At 75.1% G+C, this 16722-nt stretch carries 14 protein-coding genes; 6 read left to right on the forward strand and 8 right to left on the reverse strand.

All coding sequences use genetic code 11. From position 1 onward, the window contains the following. Positions 1-152: 152 nt before the first annotated feature. The 5 genes from IE180_RS18935 to IE180_RS18955 form a co-directional block, all read right to left on the reverse strand. Positions 153-770 carry a GTP-binding protein gene (locus IE180_RS18935; protein WP_190158077.1) on the reverse strand — a complete coding sequence of 206 codons (618 nt, stop codon included), beginning with the start codon at positions 768-770 and terminating at the stop codon, positions 153-155. After that, positions 751-1167, reverse strand: coding sequence for a DUF742 domain-containing protein (locus IE180_RS18940; RefSeq protein ID WP_190158078.1), 417 nt, complete (start codon positions 1165-1167; stop codon positions 751-753). Before IE180_RS18940 ends, IE180_RS18935 begins: the two co-directional genes overlap by 20 nt. Before the next feature lie 13 nt (positions 1168-1180). Continuing rightward, entirely contained in the window at positions 1181-1615 is a 435-nt protein-coding gene (locus tag IE180_RS18945; protein WP_190158079.1) for a roadblock/LC7 domain-containing protein, read from the reverse strand. After that, the gene (locus IE180_RS18950) at positions 1612-4683 is read right to left on the reverse strand and encodes a sensor histidine kinase (RefSeq protein WP_190158080.1); all 3072 of its coding nucleotides are present in this window, start codon (positions 4681-4683) and stop codon (positions 1612-1614) included. Before IE180_RS18950 ends, IE180_RS18945 begins: the two co-directional genes overlap by 4 nt. Before the next feature lie 84 nt (positions 4684-4767). Then, entirely contained in the window at positions 4768-5601 is an 834-nt protein-coding gene (locus tag IE180_RS18955; RefSeq protein WP_190158081.1) for an MHYT domain-containing protein, read from the reverse strand. 161 nt (positions 5602-5762) lie between these two features. Between IE180_RS18955 and IE180_RS18960 the strand changes: the two genes are divergently transcribed. The 4 genes from IE180_RS18960 (at position 5763) to IE180_RS18975 (ending at position 9471) form a co-directional block, all read left to right on the forward strand. After that, a complete protein-coding gene (locus IE180_RS18960) occupies positions 5763-6368 on the forward strand; it encodes a class I SAM-dependent methyltransferase (protein ID WP_190158082.1) in 606 nt (201 codons plus the stop codon). Positions 6369-6584: 216 nt separating this feature from the next. Then, on the forward strand, positions 6585-6920 hold the full coding sequence (locus IE180_RS18965; RefSeq protein ID WP_229860612.1) for a hypothetical protein: 336 nt from the start codon (positions 6585-6587) through the stop codon (positions 6918-6920). 99 nt (positions 6921-7019) lie between these two features. Beyond that, positions 7020-7862: a hypothetical protein gene (locus IE180_RS18970; protein WP_190158084.1), complete on the forward strand. Its 843-nt coding sequence runs from the start codon at positions 7020-7022 to the stop codon at positions 7860-7862. 220 nt (positions 7863-8082) lie between these two features. Then, complete coding sequence (locus tag IE180_RS18975) at positions 8083-9471, forward strand: tannase/feruloyl esterase family alpha/beta hydrolase (RefSeq protein WP_190158085.1); 1389 nt, start codon at positions 8083-8085, stop codon at positions 9469-9471. Between the two features lie 18 nt (positions 9472-9489). Here the strand turns inward: IE180_RS18975 and IE180_RS18980 are convergent, their stop codons facing one another. Further along, positions 9490-10035 carry an MOSC domain-containing protein gene (locus tag IE180_RS18980; protein ID WP_190158086.1) on the reverse strand — a complete coding sequence of 182 codons (546 nt, stop codon included), beginning with the start codon at positions 10033-10035 and terminating at the stop codon, positions 9490-9492. 87 nt (positions 10036-10122) lie between these two features. Beyond that, a complete protein-coding gene (locus IE180_RS18985; RefSeq protein WP_190158087.1) occupies positions 10123-11211 on the reverse strand; it encodes a fatty acid desaturase family protein in 1089 nt (362 codons plus the stop codon). A gap of 247 nt (positions 11212-11458) precedes the next feature. On the opposite strand from IE180_RS18985, the gene IE180_RS18990 reads away from it, so the two are divergent. Both IE180_RS18990 and IE180_RS18995 read left to right on the forward strand, forming a co-directional pair. Next, positions 11459-14479, forward strand: coding sequence for an SCO1167/SCO6262 family helicase (locus IE180_RS18990; RefSeq protein ID WP_190158088.1), 3021 nt, complete (start codon positions 11459-11461; stop codon positions 14477-14479). Next, positions 14476-15867, forward strand: coding sequence for an SWIM zinc finger family protein (locus IE180_RS18995; protein ID WP_190158089.1), 1392 nt, complete (start codon positions 14476-14478; stop codon positions 15865-15867). The genes IE180_RS18990 and IE180_RS18995 overlap by 4 nt, the downstream gene beginning before the upstream one ends. Here IE180_RS18995 and IE180_RS19000 read toward each other — a convergent pair. After that, positions 15848-16618: a hypothetical protein gene (locus tag IE180_RS19000; RefSeq protein WP_190158090.1), complete on the reverse strand. Its 771-nt coding sequence runs from the start codon at positions 16616-16618 to the stop codon at positions 15848-15850. The two genes, IE180_RS18995 and IE180_RS19000, sit on opposite strands and share 20 nt — an antisense overlap. Positions 16619-16722 lie beyond the last annotated feature (104 nt).

The following is a 16722-nucleotide window of genomic DNA, read 5'->3' on the forward strand; positions in this document are numbered from 1 at the left end:
TTGCGTCCCCTCGGCCAGGACCTTGGTGGTCCTCAAGGCCTTCGTGGTCCGTCCCGTCGTGGTCCGCGTATCGCCGCAAGCCTTACGCACTGTCGTGGACAGGGCAAGCACCACATCACGCCCGCGCGTGCCGCGGACGCGGTGACGCCTCCTCAGCCGACCGTGTCCAGGAGCCGGGCGGTGTGCATCCGCCCGGCGTGTTCGACCAGGCGGATCAGCACTTCCTTCCCCGAGTCGCGGTCGCGCGCGTCGCACAGCACGACGGGCGTGCCGCGGTCCAGGTCGAGGGCGCGGGACACGTCGTGCGCCCCGTACGTACGCGCGCCCGTGAAGCAGTTGACCGCGACCACGAAGGGGATCTTCCGGTGTTCGAAGTAGTCGACCGCCGGGAAGCAGTCCTCCAGGCGCCGCGTGTCGGCGAGGACGACGGCCCCCAGGGCGCCCTGCGACAGTTCGTCCCAGAGGAACCAGAACCGGTCCTGGCCGGGCGTGCCGAAGAGGTAGAGCGAGAGCCCGGAGCGGATCGTGATGCGGCCGAAGTCCATGGCGACGGTCGTGGTGGTCTTCTGGTCGACGCCTCCGGTGTCGTCGACGAGTTCCCCGGCCCTGCTGAGCCGTTCCTCCGTGCGCAGGGGCCTGATCTCGCTGACCGCGCCGACGAGGGTGGTCTTCCCTACGCCGAATCCGCCGGCGACCAGGATCTTCAGCGCGAGGGCGGAGGTGTCCGCGTCGTCGTCCGCGCCGGTGCTCTCAGAGCGCTCGTAGGCCATCGATTACTTCCCTCAGGATTCTTTCGTCAGGGAGCTGAGCGGGCGGTACGGGTCGGCTGACGCGTACGAAGCCCGATTCGAGGAGGTCGCCGAGGAGGACCCGGACGACCCCGACGGGCAGGTCGGCGTCGGCGGCGAGTTCGGCCACCGACTGGGTCTCGGCCCGGCACAGGGCCAGCAGGGACCGGTGCTCGGGGCCGAGGAGCGCTTCCTCCGCCGGTCCGGGCGGCTCGTCGTCCACGACGACGAGGGCGATGAGGTCGAACCGCACGTTGCTGGGGCCCGGTTTGGTCCGCCCTCCGGTCACGGCGTACGGGCGGACGAGCGGTCCCGCGTCGGCGTCGTACCACTGACTGCCCGGTACGGGCGGGCCGTCGCCGGTGCTGTCGTCGTTCATCGTTCTCTCCGGGTCAGCCGGCGGCCGGCGGGGTCACCGTGAGGCGCGGCGGGGTGTGCAGGTGCTCGCCGACGCGCTTCACGAGCCGGGCCATCTCGTAGGCGATGAGGCCGATGTCGGCGCTAGCGGAGCTGAGGACGGCGAGGCAGGAGCCGTCTCCCGCCGCGGCGACGAAGAGGAAGCCGTCGTCCATCTCGACCATCGTCTGGCGGACTCCGCCGGTGTGGAACTGCCGTCCGGCGCCCTTGGCGAGGCTGTGGAAGCCGGAGGCGATGGCGGCCAGGTGCTCGGCGTCCTCACGGCTGAGCCCGTTGGAGGCGCCCACGGCGAGTCCGTCGTTCGAGAGCACCACGGTGTGGCGGACCTCGCGGACCCGCATGACGAGGTCGTCGAGGAGCCAGTCCAGTTCGCCGGACCGGTGGTGCGGGATCCGCTCGTGGTCGATCATGCGTCGTCTCCTTCGGAGCGAGGGTCGAGAGGTGCGGTGCCGTGGCCGGGGCCGTGGCCCGTGTCGGTTCCGAAGCCCGTGCCGAGGGGTCGCCTGGCGCCCGGGGCGGCGCCGCCGCCCCGCTGCCAGCCGTCCCGGTACGCCGTCATGCGGTCCCGGACCTGTTCCGGGGTGCGCGCGTCCGTGCCGGGTGCGACCGGTGCGGGCACCGGTGCCGGGGCGGGTGCCTCGCGCAGCTGCGGAACGAGACTCGCCTGCCGTACGCGTCGGGGCAGTTCGCTCCCCGTCTCGTCCCGGACGGCCGGTGCGACGGGCGGCTGCCCCGCCGGAGGCGCCGGTACGGAGGGGCTGCGGCGGCGGAGTTCGGTCACTTCGGCGGAGGCGGAGGAAGGAGCGGGGGCGGAGGAAGGAGCGGGGCCGGGTGCGGGAGCGGGGCCGGGTGCGGGAGCGGGGCCGGGTGCGGGCACGGCGGTCGGGCGCGTCGGCTGCTGCGGGCGGGGGGCCGGAGGGGACTGTGACGGCCCCGGGGACGGCGTTCCGTCCGCCTGCGGGGGCAGGCCCGCGGGGCGCGTTCCCGGCTGCGGGTCGGCCCGGCGTCCGGACGCGGCGGGCGAGGGCGGGGTTCCGGGACGCGCCGGGGCGGCCGGCGGGACGGCTTGCGCGATCCGGGGCCGGCCGAAGCGGCGGGCCTCGGCGCGGTGCGCCTCCTCGCGCTCCCGCGCGGCGCGCTCGCCGTCGCCGGGCCGGGCCCCTGCGGGCCGGAATCCGCTCCGTGCGGCGTCGGCACCCGGCCCCTCCGGCGCGGGGGTACGGGGGTTCCCCGCGCGCGGGGGTCCGCCGTGGGGTGTGCCGGAGTCGGCCGTCGGCGCGCCGCGGCCGGGTGGCGGCGCGCCCTGGAGGAGATCGGTCGGGAGCAGGACGACGGCGGTCGTACCGCCGTAGGGCGATGTCCTCAGGTGGACCTTGATGTCGTGGCGGGAGGAGAGGCGGCTGACCACGAAGAGGCCGAGCCGGTCGCTGTCGAAGAGGTCGAGGGCCTCGGACCGGGTGATGCGGGCGTTCGCCTCGGCGAGGGACTCCTTGCCCATGCCGAGCCCCCGGTCCTCGATCTCCAGGGCGTAGCCGTTGCCGACGGGTTCACCGCTGACCCGGACCTTGGTGTGGGGCGGGGAGAACTGGGCGGCGTTCTCGATGAGTTCGGCCAAGAGGTGGGTGAGGTCGGCGACGGCTCCGCCGACGACGGCCGTCTCGGGAAGTCGGCGCACCTCCACGCGCGCGTAGTCCTCGATCTCGGAGACGGCGGCGCGGACGACGTCGGTGAGGGGGACGGGCGTGCGCCAGGCGCGTCCCGGGGCGGCTCCGGAGAGGATGATCAGGCTCTCCGCGTGGCGCCGCATGCGGGTGGTGAGGTGGTCCAGCCGGAAGAGGTCGCCGAGCTCGTTGGGATCGTCGGCGCGCCGTTCCATGCTGTCCAGGAGGTTGAGCTGGCGGTGGACGAGGACCTGGCTGCGTCGGGCGAGGTTGACGAACACCCCGGAGATGCCGCTGGCGAGTTCGGCGCGTTCGACGGCGGCGGAGAGCGCCGCGCGGTGGACGGTGGTGAGCGCCTCGCCGACCTGGCCGACCTCGTCCTGGGAGGCGGGTCCGGGCGGCGCTTCGGCCCGGACGTCGATCTCCTCGCCCGCGCGGAGCCGGCGCATGGCCGCGGGGAGTTTGCGGCGCGCGATGTCGAGGGCGGTGTTGCGGAGGCTGACGAGCTCGACGACGAGGCCGCGGCCGATCCGCACGGAGATGACGAGCGAGGCGGCGACGGCGGCGAGGCCGAGGACGACCGCCGCGCCGCTCGCCGTGAGGACGCCGGCGAGGGGGTCGGAGCGGTCGGCGGCCGCGCGGCGCGCGTCGGTCTCGATCGCGGCGAGTCCGTCGTGAACGGCCGCGAGGGCGTCGTCCCACTCGGTGGAGGTGACCGCCTGGGCGGCGGGGCGGCCGGGGTCGGCGGCGCTGACCCGGTCCTCCGCCCGGACCAGCCGGGCGTGGTCGCCGCCGGCGGAGAGGCGGGTCCAGGCCGCGCGGGCGGCGGCGGGCAGGTCGGCGGCGGACGATTCGGCGAGGGTGCGCCGGGTCTCGACGGCCCCGGAGAAGTCGCGGAGCCGGTCGGGGGAGAACCGACCGGTGAGGTGGGCGGAGGTGAGGAGGGCGTCCTCGCGGGACAGCATCTCGCCGGCCCGGCCGAATTCGAGGAGTACGCGCGCGTCGGACCCCTGCTCGGCGTCCTGGACGCCGGTGAGGGCGCCGTCGACCGCGAAGGCGGCGGAGATGGCGTCCGTGTACTCCTCGTACGTCCGGTCCCAGTCGGCGCGCCCGTCGGCCGCGGCGGTACGGAGCCGGGCGAGGCCCTCGACCTCACCGACGAACGCGTCCACCCGGACGGCGACGTCGTGGGGCAGGTCCCCGGTGTCGCCGACGGTGTGCGAGCCGTCCAGGCGGAGCCGGGCGACGGCCTCGTCCGTCCGGCGGATCCGGTCCTCGAGTTCGGCGGCCCGGGCGGTGCCGGGCGCCGCGACCTGGCGTACGGCGGCGCGTCGTTCGGCCTGGAGGGCGGTGAGGGCGGCCGTCACGGGTTCGCGGACCTCGGCGTCGACGCGCTGGAGCCGGCGGAGGTCGGCGACGTCCTGCGCGGTGGTGACGGTGGCGAAGCCCCAGAGGGCGAAGAGCGAGACGACCGGGACCATCAGGAGCGAGACGATCTTGGCGCGGACCGAGCGGGGGCGCAGCGCGTGGAACGCGGAACGGGCACGGTGCCCGTCGGGCGGCGGAAGCCCGACGGAGGTCCCGGGGCGTTCGGAGGGCCGCGTCGGGGGCCGTCCGGAGGTCGCTCCCGAGGTGTGCGCGGTCGCGTCGGCGGCGCCCGGCGTCGAGGTGCCCGTGCGCCCCGCGGTCGGCGGGGTCCCGGGGGGCCGCTCCCCCGGCTCGTCGGCGGGCGGGCCCGCGTGTGCGCGCCGCCCGCGCGCGGCCGCCGGTGGCGGCGTGGCCGCCTCGGCGTCCTTGGTCCTGCGGGGAGTTCGCATGGCCTCCTCGTTCCGGCTGTGTCCGTGCTCGGGTGCGGTGGGGCGTGGCGCGGGTGCGCCAGGGGGTCGGATCAGGTCGTGGGCTCAGGTCGTGGGCGCGGGGGCAGCTTCTCCGGCGCGGAAGCCGGGGGGTGCGACGTCGACCGCGCGCTCGTCCGGCTCGGTGAGGCGTCCGGCCGAGGCGTACGCGGCGCGTTCACCGGCCGTCGGGGTGAGGGCGACGAAGGCGGAGGTGATGAACAGGTACGAGCCGAGGCCGACGGCGAGGGGGAAGACGAACTGCATGAGCGTGGCTCCCGGGAGAGGGGCCCCGGAGGGGACGACCTCGATCCGCACGGCGAGCATTCCGGTGTAGTGCATGCTGGTGACGGCCGCGCCCATCACGAGCGAGGCGACGGCCACGGCCGCGGGCGCGTGGATGTTGAGCGCCGCCCAGAGGGCTGCCGTGGCGGCGACGACGGCGATCAGGACGGAGAGTCCGACGAGCAGCGGGTCGTACCGCACCTGACCGTGGAGCCGGAGCGCGGCCATGCCCAGGTAGTGCATGCTCGCCACGCCGACGCCCGTGGTCAGACCGCCGGTCAGGAGCGAACGGACCCGGTCGCGTCCGTAGCCGACGACGAAGACGCCGACTCCGACGACGGCCATCGCCATGACGAGGCTGAGGAGGGTGAGCGGAACGTCGTAGCGGATGTCGGTGCCCGTCACGCCGAATCCGAGCATCGCCACGAAGTGCATCGTCCAGATGCCGGTGCCGATCGCGGAGGCGGCGGTGATCAGCCAGTTGCGCCGTGACCGGCCGGTCGCGTCGAGCGCTCGCACGGTGCAGCGCAGCCCGAGGGCGGCGCCGATGCAGGCCATCGCGTACGACAGCGCGGGTGTCAGCCAGCCGAAGGTGGCGTGGTCCAGGTGTCCCATGGCCCAGGGACGCTAGTGCGCATCGGGGGGCGCACCAGGGGCGCATTTCGAAAGCTGCTGGAATATGACAGAGAGAGGGTCCCGAACGATCAGGCCGAGTTCGAACGGGCACCCAGAACGTTCATCCCTCCGGGTGTCGAATCCTGCGGGATCATGAACCCATGAGCGATGACCCCACGCAGGTACGAGAATTCTTCGGCGCCCGCGCCGCCGGCTGGGACGGCCGGTTCCCCGACGACGGTCCCGCGTACGCCGCCGCCGTGGACGAGCTCGGCCTGCGCCCCGGCGACGCGGTGCTGGACGCCGGCTGCGGGACCGGCCGGGCGCTCCCGCCGCTCCGGGCCGCCGTCGGCCCCTCCGGCACGGTGCTCGGGGCCGACCTCACCCCCGAGATGATCGAACGGGCCGTCGCCGCCGGGCGCGGCGGCGAGGAGGGCGGGGCGCTGCTGCTCGCCGACGTCGGCCGGCTGCCGGTGCGCGACGGCGCGCTCGACGCCGTGTTCGGGGCGGGGCTCGTCTCCCACCTCCCGGACCCCGTCGCGGGCCTGCGGGAACTCGCCCGCGTCGTACGGCCCGGGGGGCGCCTCGCCCTCTTCCACCCGATCGGACGAGCCGCCCTCGCGGCCCGTCACGGCCGACAGGTCACCCCGGACGACCTGCGCGCGGAGCCCCGGCTGCGCCCCCTGCTCGCCGGGGCCGGCTGGCGGCTCGTCGACTACGTCGACGAGGACGCGCGCTACCTGGCCCTCGCGGTCCGCGAGGCCTGAGCCTCCACCGCGGGCGAAAAGGGCGCGGTACGCGCCCGGCGAGGCGACGCCGGGGCGCGGTCCTCGCGGGCCCGCGCGCCGCGCCGCCCACCGGGCGGGCTCACCGGACGCGCGCCCTCCATGCCCATCACCGATGCCAACGCCCCCTTCTTTACCGACACTTCACTGTCTACCGTGGAGATGCCGGGCAGTCGTGCCCGGGAAAGGCGGCGGGCCGTGGCACGAGTTCCGGAAAGACTGCGCAGACTCCTCCCCTCCGGCCGGAAGGCGCCCGAAGCCGCCGCTCCGGCGCCACCGCGCCCCCGCCAGGGGCACAACCTCTTCGAGGCGGCCGCCGAGTACATGGCCGCCTGCGCCGAGGACGACCCGGCCCGGGCGGAGGAGGCGGCGAGCCGGGTCTCCCCCGGCATGCTCTCCTTCGGCGTGAACGAACTGGCCTGCCGCGCCCTGATCACCCTCGCGCGGGAACGGAACCAGTCCCCCCGCACCGTGGCCCGCGCCCTGCTCGGCCTGCGTGACCAGCCGACCGCCCGGCGGGTCGGCGACGCGTGAGGGAGCCGCTCCGGAGGGCCGAGGTTCCGTGGCGGAGACCCTCGACGCGCGGGTTACCCACTGGTTAAGGTGCGCCGACGACCAGATGGGGAGGACGCCGTGGCTGGGACGGACCCGATCGCCGAGGCCGACGCCGACGCCGACGAGCTGTTTGTGCTGACCGCGGCACTGCTGACGCCCGGGCGCTTCCCGAGCGTGCTCGGTGACGACTACCCGGCGGCCTGCGCCGCGCTGGGCCTGCAGCCGTACGCCGAGGGGTACGGGCTCGTGTTCGGCCAGGACGGGCACGGTGCCCGCTGGACGGTCGTCGTCGACGACGTGTCGCTCGTCGCGGTGGCCATCTCCTCCTGGGACTGCGGCATGGCCTACGACCTCTCGCCCGACGAGCGTTCGGTGGTGACCGGGCTGCCGGGCTGGCCGCTCGCCGTGGCGACCGCCGCCCCCGGCGTCCCGGCCCCGCACGATCCGGAGCCCGAAGAGGGCGACCCCGCACCGCTGGTCCCGCCCTCCGGCGAGGAGTGGGGGCCGGCACAGCGCCGCCTGGGCGCCGACGAGGTGGCGCTCCACTGGGACACCTGGCGGGCCCGGGTGGGCGACGCAGGAAGGGACGGAGAACCGTCGGCGGCGGCCCCCGGCGCGGCCGCCCCCGGCGCGGGGGCCCCGGAAGCCGGCGCCGCGGCCTCCGGCCCGTACACCGGGGTCAGGAGGGCCCTGCACGAGCTGCGCGGCTATCTGGAGGAGCCGCCGCCGGTGGGGCGGGTGCGGTCGGTCTCCGGGATGCTGCGCGCCGACGGTCCGGGCTGGTCGCTCGTGGCCAAGGTCGACGACATGGCGTTCGTCCTCCTCGACGAGCTGCCGCGCGAGGTGCTGCCCGTGATGCGGGGGCCACAGCTGCCCGCTCTCCTCGAAGCCCTCGACGCCATGGCGGTCCGCTCCTCCTGAAGACCTCCCCGGAACCCTGGCGGCACGGCTGTCCGCTCCTCCTCGAAGCCCTCGGCGCCATGGCCGTCCGCTCCTCCTGGGCCCCCGTTTCTCCCGGCCCCGTCTTGGCTCCCCATAGGGCGACGGCCCGAGGTGTGGTTCCCAGCCATGGCCCGACGACAGGGGCGCGCCGCACGATGTGGCGCCGCACCCCTTTCCGTCGTCCCACCGGAGGCCCACCATGCGCCTGCTCCCAGGCGTCTCCATGATCACCGCGCTCCTCGCCGGGGTCACCGTCCTCGCCCCGGCGAGCCCCGCCGGGGCCGAAGCGCCGGCGGACGCGCCGCCCGTCGCGCACTGCGCGCGCCAGGACCGGATCCACGTACCCGGTGCCGAACACCGGCAGTCCGCCTGTCTGGACGACCTCACGACCACCGGACTCGCCGGCACCCCGTACACCGATCCGACGGACCGGGCCGGTCTCGCCGCGAAGGCGACCCGCAATCCCTCGGGGGTGCCCGGCATCCAGGTCGACGGCTACTTCCCCGACGACTCCCGCCTCAACACCACCCACGGCTGGGCCCATGACGCGCAGTTCGTCATCCGGCTCCCCGACCACTGGAACGGCGGGCTCGTCGTCACCGGCGCCCCCGGCAGCCGGCGCCAGTACTCCACGGACGCCCTGATCTCCGACCAGGTGCTCGCCCGGGGCTTCGCCTACGCCGCCACCGACAAGGGCAACACCGGCCCGGACTTCTTCACCGACGGGCGGGAGCCGGGCGACGCCGTCGCCGAGTGGAACCGCCGCGTGACCGAACTGACGCGAGCCGCCAAGAAGGTCGTGCGGCAGCGCTACGGCCGGGCTCCGGAGCGCACGTACATGACCGGCATCTCCAACGCCGGCTACCTCACGCGCTGGCAGCTGGAGAACCGGCCCGAACTGTACGACGGCGGGGTCGACTGGGAGGGCGTGCTGTGGACGACGCGCGGCCCGAACCTCCTGACGAGCCTGCCGGTGACGGTGGCCCGGTCCCAGGGCCTCGCCGATGACGAGGACCTGATCGCGGCGGGTTTCGCGCCGGGCTCGCGCTTCCTGTGGCCGTACCACGAGAAGGCCTACTGGGGTCTGACGCAGAAGCTCTTCCGGGCCGAGTTCGACCCCGCGTACGACCCGGCCTGCCCCGGCTCCACCGCCGGCGGGACCGTGGAGCAGATCTTCGCGCCCTGTGCCTCGGACGCCGTGTACGACTACGCCTCGCGGCCGGCGTCCGTCCACCGCGCGGTCGCGAGGGTCGCGCTGACCGGGAGGATCGGCAAGCCGCTCATCACGCTCCACGGCGATCTCGACACCCTGCTGCCGATCTCCACGGACTCCGACGTGTACGCCCGGATGATCGACGCGCGGGGCCGGGGCGGGCTGCACCGCTACTACACGGTGCAGGACGGGACGCACACGGACGGCCTCTACGACACGTATCCGGACCGGCTGCGGCCGATCCTGCCGTGCTACCGCTCCGCGTTCGACGCCCTGACGCGCTGGGTCGAAGAGGGCGCCGTGCCGCCCTCGGACCGTACGATCGCGCGACCCGCGAGCGGCGACGTGGTCAACTCCTGCGCCCTGGAGGGCTGAGCGGGAGTCTCGGACGGTTCAGACCCGCTCCAGCGGACGGTGCGGCTCCGGCGGCAGCTCGGCCCGGACCGGGTCCCCGGGCCGCACCTCTCCGCCGGTGCGCACGACGCCCATGACGCCCGCCTTGCGCACGATCTCGCCGTCCTCGTCACGGCCGAGGACCTGCTTGAGCAGACCGTGCCGGAAACCGTCGATCTGCGCACAGGGGTTGCGCAGTCCGGTGACCTCGACGACGGCCTCCGCGCCGAGGTGGAGGAGGGTACCGGTGGGCAGGGAGAGGAGGTCGATCCCCCGGGTCGTGACGTTCTCGCCGAGGTCACCGGGGGTGACCTCGAAGCCGGCGCCCGCGACCTCCTCGAAGAGCTCGGCGTGGATGAGGTGGACCTGGCGGAGGTTGGGCTGGGTGGGGTCCTGCGCGACGCGGGACCGGTGCTTCACCGTCACGCCCGCGTGGACGTCGCCCTCCACCCCGAGTCCGGCGAGAAGGGTGATGACCTCCCGGTTGGGCTTGGTGAACGAGTACGTGCCGTTGCTGCTGACCGTGGTGACGGTGCCGCTGGTCATGGTGAGGGCTCCCCCTTCTCTTCCGGCCGGGGAGCGGCTCCCCACCGCTTCCGGGCCGATGATCACATCGCACTTCGCCGTACGACCCTACTCCGCGCCCTCGCCGCGGAGCGGCGCCCCCACCTGGTGCAGGTGGCCGAGGGCCTGCCGGTACGAGTCCACGAAACCCGTCTCCGTGTACGGGACGCCCAGCGCGGCGCAGTGGGCCCGGACGGCGGGCTGGGCCAGGCGGAGGTTCGGGCGCGGCATGCTCGGGAAGAGGTGGTGCTCGACCTGGTAGTTGAGCCCGCCGAGGAACCAGTCGGTCAGGGCACCGCCCCGGATGTTGCGCGAGGTGAGGACCTGTCGGCGCAGATGGCCCCAGCTGTCGCCGTCCGCGTGTTCGTCCGGCCGCTCCATGCCCTTGTGGTTGGGGGCGAAGGCCATGCCGAGGTGCAGGCCGAGCAGCATCTGGTGGACGAGGGCGAAGACGAGGGCCTGGGCGGGTGTCAGGAGCGTGAGGAGCAGCGTCGCGTATCCGGCCAGGTGGGCGAGGAGGAGGGCGCCTTCGACGAACCGCTCGCGCCGGTCGCGGTACGGACCGTCCTTCGCGAGCAGGGCCTGGACTCCGTACGCCTTGAGCGCGATGCCCTCCAGGGTGGTCAGCGGGAAGAACAGCCGGGCCTGGTGACGGGTGAGGAAACCCTGCAGGCCCGTGCGGCCCGTCGTCTGGTGCTCGGCGAAGACGAGGACGTCGGCGGCGACGTCCGGGTCCTTGTCGAGGTGGTTGGGGTTGGCGTGGTGGCGGTTGTGCTTGTCGTTCCACCACTCCCGGCTCATGCCGAGCAGGAGGTTGGCGTGGACGAGCTGGAGGACGCGGCTCGCCCTGCGGTTCGCGGTGATCTGGGCGTGACCGGCGTCGTGTCCGACGAAGGCGGCGCGCGCGGAGAACAGGGCGAGGGGGACGGCGAGGAACAGCGTCCACCAGGAGGGCCCTGTCAGGGCGAGCCCGGCCACCACCGCGGCGATGCCGAGGAGGTCGACGACGATGCCTCGGGCGTACCAGCCGGGGCGGTGTTCGAGGAGGCCCTGTTCCCTGACCGTCCGCAGGAGGGGGCTGAACTCGCTGCCGCCCCGGGCGCGGGCGGGCGCCCCGGCGGGGGCGGCGGCCGGGGGCAGGACGGTGGCCTGGGACATGACGGGCTCCGGTTTCTGTCGGTCTTGCGCGGGGGCGGGCGTCTACCGAGAACGTACGGATTCGTGATCGTCCGCAGCCATGGCGTCACCACCCGTCCACGACCTGGGGCGCGCCGGGGTGCGGGGGTGGGGCGATCCCCACCCCCGCACCCCGTGACGCGCATCACGCGACGCGGGCGCACAGAGGTCGTTCCGGTCGGGTATCCTCGGCGACTCGGTCCCCCGGTAGTCAAATTTGAGGAATGCGTTGTCGCTCTCGCACGGACCCGATGAACCGGCCCGCGAACCCGCCCCCGAAACCTCCCGCCCCTTCCGCCACTCCGCTGTCTTCCTTCCCGCCGATCCGCCCCGCGCCGGACGGATCGCCTTCTGGTCACCGGACGGCGAGCCCCCGCCCGCCGCCGACGCCCCCTCCACCGGCGACACCGAGATCACCGTCGTCGACGGCGACCCGCTCCAGACCGTGACCGTCGCCGCCAGAACCCTGTCCGTACGGGACGCCCTGCCGTTCCTCGCCCGCGCCCGGTTCTCGGACGCCGCCTCCCCCGCGACCGCGTTCTGGGGTGCCGCGTCCCTCTTCGCCCTGGACCTCGTCGCACGCGGCCTGCTGCTGCCCTGCCTCACGCCCGGCGACCACGACGCATGGCGCGTCGGGCCGCTCGGCCCGGGAGAACTGGCCGAACTCCGCACGCTCGCCGCGTCGATGCCGCCCCTCGCGCACGCCGTACCCCTGCCCGCCCCCGTACCGCCGGCCGACGGCGAGCCCCCGGCCGACGACGAACCGCTGCTGCTGTTGCCCGAGCCCGAGGCGTTGCTGCGCGCCTTCGCCGACGCGGTGGCCGACACCCTGCCCCGCACCCCGGCGGCCCCGCTGGCCGCCGGTGGGCCCGCCTTCGCGGCCGACGCACCGCAGACCGTTCCCGAGCAGCGGGCATGGGCCGCCGACGTGGCAGCCGTGCACGACGCCGGCGTCCGGCTCTCGCTCCGGCTGGAACTGCCCGGCTTCACCACGGAATCCCGGGAGGCGCCCGCGTTCCGGGCAGTGCTCCAGTTGCACGGGGCAGCCGATCCGACCCTGGTCGCGGACGCGGCCGAGGTGTGGGCGGGATCCGGCCGCGCCGGGGCCGCGTTCGGTCCCCGGGCCCGGATGGACGCCCTCCTCGCCCTCCGGCGTGCCGCCCGGGCCTGGCCGCCGCTGTCCCCGCTGCTGTCGGCGGCCGTGCCCGACGCCGTCGAACTCGCCGACGAGGAGGTCGCGGAGCTCCTGGGCCCGGCGGCCACGGCCCTCGCGGCGGCGGGCGTCCAGGTCCACTGGCCCCGTGAGCCGGCCGACCGGCTCACCGCACGCGCGGTGATCGGCCCGGAGGGGACCGGAGCCGACGCGTCCCGCGACGGCTTCGAGCCCTGCGGCCCGGACGCCGCGAACGCCCCGGAGGCCATGGGCCCCTCGGACCTCACGGACGCCTCGGACACCGGCGCCGCCCGCGCCTCCGCGCTGCCCTCCTTCCTCGCCGCCGACTCCCTGCTCGCCTTCAACTGGCGCTTCGCCGTGGGCGACCACGAACTCACCCGGACCGAACTCGACCGGCTCGCCGAGGCGGGACGCCCGCTCGTACGGCTGCGCGACCGCTGGGTCCTCGTCGATCCGGCCGAGGTGCGCCGCGCCCGGGCCCACCAGGACCGCGAGGTCACACCGGTGGACGCCCTCTCGGCCGTCCTCACCGGCACGACCGAGGTCGACGGACGCCCCGTCGAGGTGGCCGCGACGGGCTGGCTGGAGCGCCTGCGCGAGCGGCTCGCCGAACCCGAGGGCGACCGCCCGGAGATCCCACAACCGGCGGCGCTCGCCGCGACCCTGCGCGACTACCAGCTGCGCGGTCTCGACTGGCTCCACCGGATGACCTCGCTCGGCCTCGGCGGCTGTCTCGCCGACGACATGGGACTCGGCAAGACGATCACGGTCATCGCCCTGCACCTGCACCGGCAGACCGACCCGGCCTCCGCCGGGCCGACCCTCGTCGTCTGCCCGACCTCGCTCATGGGCAACTGGCAGCGGGAGATCGAGAAGTTCGCGCCCGGCACTCCTGTGCGCCGCTTCCACGGCACGGCCCGTGACCTGGAGGAGCTCGCCGACGACGGCTTCGTGCTCACCACGTACGGCACCATGCGGCTGGACGCCGAGCGGCTCGCCGCCCGGAACTGGGGGCTCGTCGTCGCCGACGAGGCGCAGCACGTCAAGAACCCGTACTCGGCGACGGCCCGCCGGCTGCGGACCATCGGGGCACGCGCACGCGTGGCGCTGTCCGGCACGCCGGTGGAGAACAACCTCTCCGAACTGTGGGCGATCCTCGACTGGACCACCCCGGGGCTCCTCGGCGGTCTGGGCGCCTTCCGGACCCGGTTCGCCGCCGCCGTCGAGGGCGGGCAGGACCCGGCCGCCGCCGCGCGGCTCGCCGCCCTCGTACGCCCCTTCCTGCTGCGGCGTCGCAAGTCCGACCCGGGAATCGCCCCCGAGCTGCCGCCGAAGACCGAGACCGACCGGACCGTCTCCCTCACCCCCGAACAGACCGGACTGTACGAGGCGGTGGTGCGGGAGACCCTCGCGGCGATCGCCGAGGCCGACGGCATGGAGCGCCGCGGCCTCGTCGTGAAGCTCCTCACGGGCCTCAAACAGATCTGCAACCACCCCGCCCAGTACCTCAAGGAGGAACGGCCGAGGATCGAGGGCCGCTCGGGCAAGCTGGAACTGCTCGACGAACTCCTCGACACCATTCTCGCCGAGGGCGCGTGCACCCTGGTCTTCACCCAGTACGTGGGGATGGCACGGCTCCTGGAGGCGCATCTCGCGGCGCGGGGCGTACGGACGCAGTTCCTCCACGGCGGCACCCCGGTCGCCGAACGCGAGGCGATGGTCGCCCGCTTCCAGAGCGGGGACGTCCCGGTCTTCCTGCTCTCCCTGAAGGCCGCCGGGACGGGGCTCAACCTGACCCGCGCCGAACACGTCGTGCACTACGACCGCTGGTGGAACCCGGCCGTGGAGGCACAGGCCACCGACCGCGCGTACCGGATCGGGCAGGACCGGCCGGTGCAGGTCCACCGGCTCATCGCCGAGGGCACGATCGAGGACCGGATCGCCGCGATGCTCGACCGCAAGCGCGAGCTGGCGGACACCGTCCTCGGGACCGGCGGGGACGCTCCGCCGGAGCTGACCGAACTGACCGATGCCGAACTGGCGGAGCTGGTGCGACTGCGAGGGGACGGACGATGAGCGAGTACGGACGAGGGCGCGGCCACGGGGACGTCGAGCGGACCTTCGAGGCGCTCCCGCCGGCGCGCGGCGGTGGCTTCACCCGCACCTGGTGGGGACGGGCGTGGCTGAAGGCCCTGGAGGACACGGCCCTCGACGGGCAGCAGCTCAAGGCCGGACGCCGGCACGCGCGCGCGGGGGCGGTGGGCGCCGTCTCGGTGCGGCCCGGCCGGATCACCGCGATGGTCAAGGACCGCGACGGCACGGCGTACCGCGGCGACGTGCTGGTGCGGGAGTTCTCGGAGGAGCAGTGGGAACGGCTCCTCGACCTCGCCGTGGACAGCGCGGGTCACATCGCCGCGCTCCTCGACCGCGAGATGCCGCCGCACCTGGTGGAGGACGCCGCGGCGGCCGGGCTCGACCTGCTGCCGGGCATCGGGGACCTCGACGCGGAGTGCGGCTGCGAGGCCTGGGACCACTGTCCGCACACGGCGGCGCTCTGCTACCAGGTCGCCCGCCTCCTCGACGAGGACCCGTTCGTGCTCCTGTTGATGCGCGGACGGGGTGAGCGCACCCTTCTGGAGCAGCTGCAGGCGCGCAGTGCCGCACGGGCCGCCGCGCCGTCCGCGCGGGACGGGGCGGGAACCGGTGGCGCGCCGGGCGGACCCGTAGAAGCCGGCGGGATGCCCGGCGTGCCGGCCGAGGAGGTGTTCGCGGCGGGTTTCCTCGTGCCGCCGCTGCCCGCCCCTCCGGTCTCCCGGGACGTGCCGGGCCGGCCGCCGTCCCTGGACACGGACACGCCGCCGGAGCCGGGGGTCGACCCCGCCGCCCTCGAGTTCCTCGCGGCCGACGCGGCGGCACGCGCGCACAGGCTGCTCGGCGAGTTGACCGGCGGCGGGGACACGGCCGCCGCGGGCGGAGCGGGCCTGCCGCGTCCGCCCCGGCTGACGGTCGCCCAGGACGCCGTACGGCTCGCGGCGGGCGCCCCCGCCCCCTCGATCGCGGCCCGGCTCGCCGGCGGCGCGGGCAGGTCACGGGCCGAGCTGGAACCGGCCACGCGCGCGTGGCGGTTCGGCGGCGCCGCCGCCCTCGCCGTACTCGACGAGGAGTGGACGCCGGACGCCGAGGCACTGGAACGGGCCGCGCTCCGGCTCGCGGAGGCATGGGCGGAGGACGACCGTCCGGCGCTGCGGCGCGCGGGCGGCGCGCGGTGGACGGCCGTGGGCGCCGACGCGCAGCTGCGGCTCGGCGAGGACGGGCGCTGGTGGCCGTACCTGAAGGCAGGGGCCCGCTGGTCCCCGGCCGGTCCGCCGGACCGTGACCCGGCGGCGGCCCTGGCGACGGCGCTCGCCGCCGGTGCCGGTGAAACCGGTGCTCCTGGGCCCGGTGCTAGGAGAGCCGGTGGCTGACCGTGCCGCTGGTGACGACCAGGCTGCAGGCGACGGCGTCCTCGCCGAGGAGGAAACTCGTCCGGTACGGGTACTGGACGAAGGTCGTCCAGCGCGTGCCGAGCGGCTGCCGGGCGGCCTTGCGGCGAAGCGGTTCGCGGCAGAGCACGGTGGCCGCCTCGCGTACCGCCTCGTCGGTGGCGAAGGTGCCGACCAGGCGGGGACGGGCGACGAGTTCGCCCCGGTGCGGCGTGTCGCAGCGCCGCCGGAGGGCGGTGCCCGGCGCGTCGCGGTCGATGTCGAAGCAGTCGCCGACGCGCAGCGCCTCGTAGGAGACGGGCCGCTCGGGTGCCGGAGCGCCCGTCGGACGGCCGGACGGGGTGGCGCCTGGGGCGGTGGTCCGGGACCGGGAAGGGGCCGGTGAGGTACTGCCCTGCTGTTGCCCGGCTCGGTCTCCGGCTGCCGTTCGCTTCGGCGTGGCGCTCGTCGCCGTGGGGTCGGCGGGCGTTCCGGCGCTCGGCGCGTCGGCCGCACCCGCTCCGGTCGTCGGGGCGGGTGCGACAAGCCCCGGCCCGTCGGTGGCGACGGGAGACGGCACGCCGGCCGGGCCCCCACCCGGCGGGCCGTCGGCGAGTCCGCCATCTGCCGTGCCACCCCGTGCGGTCAGGAACGCGCCGGCCACCAGGGCGGCCGTGAGCAGCGGCAGGAGCGGCACGCCGAACCAACGGGCGCGCCGCGCCGCCGGTCCCGGCCGGGCCGCGCCGAGCCGCACGAAGCGGGCCGACCACGCGGACTCGACACCGGCCGCGAGGCGCTCGACCGTGAGGGACTCGATCGGACGGCGCGGGGCGGAGTCGGGTGCGGTCGGTGCGGAGG

The sequence above is a fragment of the Streptomyces litmocidini genome, assembly GCF_014649755.1.
In the GTDB taxonomy this organism is placed as follows: domain Bacteria; phylum Actinomycetota; class Actinomycetes; order Streptomycetales; family Streptomycetaceae; genus Streptomyces; species Streptomyces litmocidini.

Bases quoted from the DNA above. Each gene is read 5' to 3' on its own strand.
- IE180_RS18935 (WP_190158077.1), bottom strand. From the start codon at position 770: ATGGCCTACGAGCGCTCTGAGAGCACCGGCGCGGACGACGACGCGGAC.
- IE180_RS18940 (WP_190158078.1), bottom strand. From the start codon at position 1,167: ATGAACGACGACAGCACCGGCGACGGCCCGCCCGTACCGGGCAGTCAG.
- IE180_RS18945 (WP_190158079.1), bottom strand. From the start codon at position 1,615: ATGATCGACCACGAGCGGATCCCGCACCACCGGTCCGGCGAACTGGAC.
- IE180_RS18950 (WP_190158080.1), bottom strand. From the start codon at position 4,683: ATGCGAACTCCCCGCAGGACCAAGGACGCCGAGGCGGCCACGCCGCCA.
- IE180_RS18955 (WP_190158081.1), bottom strand. From the start codon at position 5,601: ATGGGACACCTGGACCACGCCACCTTCGGCTGGCTGACACCCGCGCTG.
- IE180_RS18960 (WP_190158082.1), top strand. From the start codon at position 5,763: ATGAGCGATGACCCCACGCAGGTACGAGAATTCTTCGGCGCCCGCGCC.
- IE180_RS18975 (WP_190158085.1), top strand. From the start codon at position 8,083: ATGCGCCTGCTCCCAGGCGTCTCCATGATCACCGCGCTCCTCGCCGGG.
- IE180_RS18980 (WP_190158086.1), bottom strand. From the start codon at position 10,035: ATGACCAGCGGCACCGTCACCACGGTCAGCAGCAACGGCACGTACTCG.
- IE180_RS18985 (WP_190158087.1), bottom strand. From the start codon at position 11,211: ATGTCCCAGGCCACCGTCCTGCCCCCGGCCGCCGCCCCCGCCGGGGCG.
- IE180_RS18995 (WP_190158089.1), top strand. From the start codon at position 14,476: ATGAGCGAGTACGGACGAGGGCGCGGCCACGGGGACGTCGAGCGGACC.